General features: G+C 73.3%; 5 protein-coding genes. All 5 read right to left on the bottom strand.

Annotation, left to right across the window (positions count from 1 at the left end):
• Nucleotides 1–1,176 (bottom strand): phosphoinositide-specific phospholipase C-related protein (locus AOK18_RS00225; protein WP_055692901.1); only part of this gene is annotated, 1,176 nt, incomplete at its 3' end.
• 98 nt (nt 1,177–1,274) lie between these two features.
• Nucleotides 1,275–2,183: a glycoside hydrolase family 19 protein gene (locus AOK18_RS00220; RefSeq protein WP_055574563.1), complete on the bottom strand. Its 909-nt coding sequence runs from the start codon at nt 2,181–2,183 to the stop codon at nt 1,275–1,277.
• Nucleotides 2,184–2,418: 235 nt separating this feature from the next.
• Nucleotides 2,419–3,567 carry an LLM class flavin-dependent oxidoreductase gene (locus tag AOK18_RS00215; RefSeq protein WP_055692900.1) on the bottom strand — a complete coding sequence of 383 codons (1,149 nt, stop codon included), beginning with the start codon at nt 3,565–3,567 and terminating at the stop codon, nt 2,419–2,421.
• A 26-nt stretch (nt 3,568–3,593) separates the two neighbouring features.
• Entirely contained in the window at nt 3,594–4,787 is a 1,194-nt protein-coding gene (locus AOK18_RS00210) for an SfnB family sulfur acquisition oxidoreductase (RefSeq protein ID WP_055692899.1), read from the bottom strand.
• On the bottom strand, nt 4,784–5,158 hold a 375-nt coding region (locus AOK18_RS00205; protein WP_175400395.1), incomplete at its 5' end, for an NAD(P)H-dependent oxidoreductase. The genes AOK18_RS00205 and AOK18_RS00210, both read right to left, overlap by 4 nt.

Here is a 5,158-nt window from a genome sequence, read left to right as displayed (position 1 = left end):
TCCGACTGGTCCTGCTACAGCCGCTGGTACGGCGCCGGCGCCGTACCAGCGGCTGTAGCAGGACCAGTCGGAGGCGCCGACCCCGGAGCCCATGGACCAGTGGTTCTCGACGGTCCACTCGCGCTGGTACATGACGCCGAAGCTGTCCCGGGTCAGTCCCGCGGCCCGGTCGGCGGAGCGGCTGTGGTCGCTGAAGATCAGCAGCCGCTTCCCGGTGGCGGTCAGCTCCGCCATGGCCGGCCAGCCGTGCTCGCGCACCCCGGTGCGGTCCGGCCGGTAAAGAACGTCCGGCAGGCCGGTGACGCGGGCGAGTTCGGTGCGCAGTACGCCCGGGTCGACGTAGTCCTCGAGGAACACGGTGACGACCTGGTCGGGGTGGGCCTTGAGGAAGTCCACCATGCGCTGGAGGTCCACCCACAGCGCGACGGGCCTGCTGACCAGGGTGCAGCTGTTGTGGCAGAGGATCGCGCCGTCCGGGGTCTGGTGGATGTCCAGCATGAATCCGCGTACGCCGTCGGCGAGTTGTCGTTCGATGCCGCGCGTCTGGTTGGGGAAGAGGTTGACGAACGGCGGGGCGAAGCCGCCGTCGGCCCCGTTGGCGTAGGCGTTGTGCGAGGTGAGGAAGGTGACCTGGTCCAGGGTGCGGGCGTCCTGGGGCGGCATGGGCCGGGTGGTGGGAGTGACCGGGGTGAGGTACCAGTCGGCGAGGTTCCCGGAGCCGCCGGCGACGGCGAGCCGGGCGGGGTGGTCGCCCCCCGCGGACCTGGGGGCGACGGTGAGGCGGCGGTCGGTGCCGGGGACGCCGAGGGCGTACCGGTCGGCGCCGGCGGAGGTGATCTCCCAGGCGGCGTCTGCGCTCGCACAGGGGACGGTCCCGGCCAGGTCGCCGGCGCGGCCGAGGCAGCTGCCGGGCGTGTCGGTGTTCTCCAGCAGGTACGAGGCGCCGCTCACCCGCAGCGTCCACTGCTGGCGGTCCTCGTCGCCGCGCGGCCGGTGCTGCTCGACCGCTCCGGCGCTGTCGGCCGCGTTGAGTCCGGTGGCGGCGCTCTGCACGTAGTGGGTGGTGCCGGGCGGCGGAACCGCGTCGGCCCCCGCCGCGGGTGCCGGTGCCACGACCGCCGCGACCAGCGCGGTGGTCGTGACGGCCGTGGCGAGCAGGGCGTGGGGGGTGCGCATGGCGGATGCCCTTCGTCCGGAGGACGGCCGCGTGCGCGAGGGCACGCGGCCGGGTCACGGATGGTCAGGAGCATGACACCATGCCCCGTGGCCCCGCGTCAGCAGTACAGGTTGCCGCCGGGCGTCGTTCCGAGGATCTGGGTGAACTGCTGGTACGTGCTCACCCTGCTCTGCACCTGCGCCGGGTTGCGGCCGTCGCACTCCAGGGAGCCGTTGATGCTGCGGATCGTCTGGCCGAAACCGGCCTGGTTGACCATGGCGCTGTGCCCCGTCATGCTGCCGGGACCGGACTGGGTGTTCCAGTACCACAGGGCCGTCTTCCAGGCGACGGACGCGTCGTTCTGCACCAGCCAGGGGTTGTTCAGCAGGTCGATGCCGAGTGCGTCGCCCGCGGCCTTGTAGTTGAAGTTCCAGCTCAGCTGGATCGGCCCGCGCCCGTAGTAGCCGGACTGGCCGGCCGGGCAGCCGTACGGCTGTCCCCAGTCGCAGTAGTGCGAGTAGTTGGCCGTGTTCTGCTCGACCACGTGCACCAGACCGCCGGTCTCGTGGCTGACGTTGGCCAGGAAGGCCGCGGCCTCCTGCTTCTTCACCGTGTCGCTGCCCGTGTTGGCGAAGCCGGGGTAGGCGCTCAGGGCCGCCTTCAGCCCGCTGTAGGTGTAGAAGGGGTTCCGGTTCGGGAACATCCGGTTGAACTGCGCCTCGGTCACGACGAAGTTCCCGACCGGCGTTCCGGGGCCGTCGTCACAGGAGTACGGCTCCCAGTACCAGGTACTGATGACCGGGTCGTAGCCCGGGTTGGCGTGCTCGGCGATGTAGGCGCGGCCGTCGGTGTAGCGGACGATGTCACCGGCGTTGTACCACTGCCCGGCCACCCAGTTGGGATAGCCGGAGCACGCGGCGGCCGCCGCCGCGGGAGCGGCGGAAGCGGTCGCGGCCGGGAGCAGCACCGGTGCGCTGCCGGCGATGACGACTGCGGCCAGCACGGCGGACATGCGACGTCTCGACAAGGGATCAACTCCTCTGCGGGACACGGCCGCTCCGGACGGGGACGCGCCTGGGCGAACTGTCGCCGCACGCGCGCCGGCCGAGCCGGCCACGGTGTGGGGGGCGGCCGTGGTGGGGGGTGTCGGGCATACTTAACCGCATTGGTCTGTACCAGTCAAGCCATCGGCCGGCCGGCCCTCTCACCCCGTCCGGGAAGGCCCGCCGACCCCCCGCCACACCCGCACCACGCGTCAACTCCTACCCGGTGAAGGGCACTTGGCTGGGCACCGCGGGCTCCTCGTCCTCCTGGAAGGGGTGCCGCCACAGTCCCTGTGCGGCGAGGCGGGGCAGGACGCCCTCCCCGAACCAGTAGGCCTCCTCCAGATGCGGGTAGCCGGAGAGGACGAACTCGTCGATGCCCAGGGCGTGGTACTCCCTGATCCGCTCGGCGACCTCGTCGTGGCTGCCGACCAGGGCGGTGCCCGCGCCGCCGCGCACCAGCCCGATGCCCGCCCAGAGGTTGGGGTGGATCTCCAGCCCGTCCCGGCTGCCGCCGTGCAGGGCGAGCATGCGCCGCTGCCCCTCGGACTCGCTCCGGGCGAGTCCGGCCTGGACGGAGCGCACGGTCTCCCGGTCGAATCCGTCGAGCAGCCGGAACGCCTCGGACCAGGCCTGTTCGGCGGTGTCGCGGGTGATGACGTGCAGCCGGACGCCGAACCGCAGGGTGCGGCCCCCGCGGGCGGCGGCCGACCGCACCCGTCCGATCTTCTCGGCGACCTGCGCGGGCGGCTCGCCCCAGGTGAGGTAGACGTCGACGTGCCGGGCGGCCACCTCCACGGCTGCGGGCGAGGAACCGCCGAAATACACCTCGGGCACCGGGTCGGGCACCCGGGCCAGGGCCGCGTCCCGCACGCTCAGGTGCTCCCCGTCCAGGCTGACGGTCCCGCCGTCCCACAGGTCCCTTGCGATCCGGAGGAACTCGTCGGTACGGCGGTAGCGCGCGTCCTTGTCGAGGAAGTCGCCGTAGGCGCGCTGTTCGTGGCTCTCGCCGCCGGTGACGACGTTGAGCAGGAGCCGTCCGCCGGTCTGCCGCTGGAAGGTGGAGGCCATCTGCGCGGCGAGCGTGGGCGAGACGAACCCCGGCCGGAAGGCGACCAGGAACTTCAGCCGCTCGGTGTGCTGGGCGACCATGGCCGTGGTCAGCCAGGCGTCCTCGCACCAGGCTCCGGTGGGGGTCAGGGCGCCCGCGAAACCGAGCTGCTCCGCGGCGCGGGCGATCTGGCTCAGGTAGGCGACGGTCGGCGGCCGGTCCCGGCCCGCGGCGGACGCCGGGGTGCCGTGGCCGCCGCCGACGACGTGGCGGCTGTCGCCGTTGGTGGGCAGGAACCAGTGGAAGGTGAGGGGCACGGGGGGTCTCCGATCAAGTGCGTTCGTCACAGCAGTCCGTGGCGGGGCGGCGGGGTCCCGCTCAGCACGTACCGGCCGATGTGCTGGACCTTCCAGCGCACCGGGTCGTGCAGGGTGTGGGTGCGGGCGTCGCGCCAGTGCCGGTGCAGATTGAGGGAGTCGAGGGCCGCGCGGGTGCCGGCGACCTCGAAGAGCGCGCCGGCCACCTCGACCGCGGTGTCGGCCGCGTGCGCCTTCGCGGCGGCCACCGCGATGGACGCCTCGGCGGCCGAGGCGTCGGTGAGGCCGGACCGGGCGGTGTCCACGGCGCGGGCGGCCTCCCGCAGCAGCGCCTCCGCCGCGCGTACGCGTACGGCGAGTTCACCGAACCGCTGGACGGTCAGGGGATCGTCGGCCGCGGCCTCGAAGCCGCTCTCGAACCAGGGGCGGCTCTTCGTCCGGACGAACTCGGCGGCCTCCGCCAGTGCTCCCCCGGCGATCCCCGTGTCGATCGCGGCGTGCAGCAGCTGGGCCACGGCACCGTGCAGCTGGGGACCCCGGAAGGTGAGGTGGTGCGGGAAGACCCGGTCGGCGGCCACCGGGACCCCGTCCAGGCGCACGGTACCGCTGGCGGTGGTCCGCTGCCCCATGCCGTCCCAGTCGTCGGTCACGGTGAGGCCGGGGGCGTCCCGCGGGACGAGGGCGACGTGCAGGTGGTCGTCCCCGGCGCGGGCCAGGACGGGGATCCAGTCGGCGTAGAGGGCCCCGGTGGCGTAGTGCTTGACGCCCTCGAGGACGTACGACCCGTCCGGCCGGGACTCCAGGCGGGTGCGGATGTCCTGGACGTGCCGGGTGCCCGCCTCGGACTGGGCGTTGCCCAGGCGCCGGCCCGCGAGCAGCTCCGCGAAGAAGAACGCGCGCTGCGCACCGGTCCCCTGGCGGCGGATCACGTTGGCGTAGACGAAGTGGCTCTGCGGGATCTGGGAGAGGCTGGCGTCGGCCGAGGCCAGCAGCCGGAAGACCTCCGCCAGGGTCTCCTGGCTCACGTCCGCCCCGCCGTACTCCGCCGGGACGGTGACGGCGAGCAGACCGGACGAGGCCAGCCGGTCCACCTCCGCGTGCGGCAGCCTGCGTTCGGCGTCGCGTGCGGAGGCCTCCGCGCGGAACTCCCCGGCCAGGGCCGCGGCGACGGCGAGCGCCTCCGCGTCGTCGGCGATGACGTGTGCGGTGCCCCCGGTCAACTCGCGACCGCCAGCGTCGCCGGGGTGGCGGGGCGCAGGGCCGCCGAGAACCGGTCGACCACCTGGGCGAGGGCGTCGGCGGCGCCCCGGGCGACGGCCGGCGACCCGTCGTCGTGCACGGTGATGTCCTCGTCGAGGATGAACCGGCCCTGCACGATGTGGGCCGCGCCCATGGAGCTCAGGACCGGGCGCAGGGCGTAGTCGATGGCCAGGACGTGGGCGATGCTGCCGCCGGTGGCCAGCGGGAGCACCGTCTTGCCGGCCAGCGCGTACTGCGGCAGCAGGTCGAGGAGCGCCTTGAGGACACCGGAGTACGACGCCTTGTAGACGGGGGTGCCGACGACCACTCCGTCGGCGCGGGCGAACAGTGC

Source organism: Streptomyces prasinopilosus (assembly GCF_001419695.1).
GTDB classification, from domain to species: Bacteria; Actinomycetota; Actinomycetes; order Streptomycetales; family Streptomycetaceae; genus Streptomyces; species Streptomyces prasinopilosus.
This window is presented reverse-complemented; position numbering and strand designations above follow the sequence as displayed.